The organism is Luteibacter yeojuensis, assembly GCF_000964085.1.
GTDB lineage: Bacteria > Pseudomonadota > Gammaproteobacteria > Xanthomonadales > Rhodanobacteraceae > Luteibacter > Luteibacter yeojuensis_A.
Window position 1 is genome coordinate 1 of sequence record NZ_JZRB01000128.1, and the last position, 1,045, is coordinate 1,045.

At 71.0% G+C, this 1,045-nt stretch carries 1 protein-coding gene and 1 pseudogene; one reads left to right on the forward strand and one right to left on the reverse strand.

Annotated elements, in window-relative coordinates; genetic code table 11:
- A pseudogene (locus VI08_RS20535) lies at positions 1–630 on the forward strand (sulfite reductase flavoprotein subunit alpha); the annotation flags it as partial.
- On the opposite strand, the gene VI08_RS22135 reads toward VI08_RS20535, so the two are convergent.
- A partial coding sequence (locus VI08_RS22135; RefSeq protein ID WP_198149020.1) for a hypothetical protein occupies positions 627–1,045 on the reverse strand: 419 nt, incomplete at its 5' end. The pseudogene VI08_RS20535 and the gene VI08_RS22135 overlap by 4 nt on opposite strands.

Here is a 1,045-nt window from a genome sequence, read left to right on the forward strand (position 1 = left end):
CGCCGCGCGCGCGGCGACGATGAGCTGCTCCCGCACCGCGAATACTCCATCGCCTCCGTACCCGCCGATGGCGCGCTGCACCTCGTGGTGCGCCAGCAGGTGCTGGCTGATGGCACGCTTGGCGCGGGCTCAGGCTGGCTTACCGCGCATGCGGGCGTGGGCGACGTGATCGACCTGCGCGTGCGCCGGAACGCCGGCTTCCACGCACCCGCCGATGGGCGCCCCGTGCTGTTCGTCGGCAACGGCACCGGCATCGCCGGGCTGCGCGCGCTGCTGAAGGCGCGCATCGCGCAGGGCCACCAGCGCAACTGGCTGGTGTTCGGCGAGCGCCACGCGCACGCGGACCGCCTGCACGTCGATGAGCTGGAAGCGTGGCATGCCGCCGGTGGTTTGGAGCGGCTCGACCTGGTCTGGTCACGCGAGGCGCGCGGCCCGCGCTATGTGCAGGATCGCCTGCGCGCCGCCGCCGATGCCGTGCGACGGTACGTGGCCGATGGCGCGAGCATCTACGTGTGCGGCAGCCTGGCCGGCATGGCGCCGGGCGTGGATGCCGCGCTGCGCGGCATCCTGGGCGACGGCGGCGTGGACGACCTGGCCGCGGCCGGGCGGTACCGGCGCGACGTGTACTAGGGCTGCTGTCGTCGCCTCGGCCCGCGTGGCCGGCGCAGCCGCTTCAGCAGCAGCCACGTCGCGGCGATGGGGCCGGAAAGCGCGTAGGCCACCAGGTAGGCATATACCGACCAGGGCGATGTCCACACCGAGACCACGACGAACACGGCACCAAGGATCACCGTGGTGGCGTTGAGCCGCAGCTTCAGCGATTTGCTGCTGAGGTACCGGAACGGGCTGATCATGGAGGCGGCCAGCACGAACAGCATGGTGTTGATCACGGCCTGCATGGTCTGCACGGGCCAGTCGGCGCCGCTGTAGCGGCCGATGACGATGAGCAGCACCACCAGCGACGCCGCCGAGGGCGTGTTCAGGCCCAGGAAGATGGATTTGTCTTTCTGCACGTTGAACATGGCCAGGCGCACCACCGCGCAGG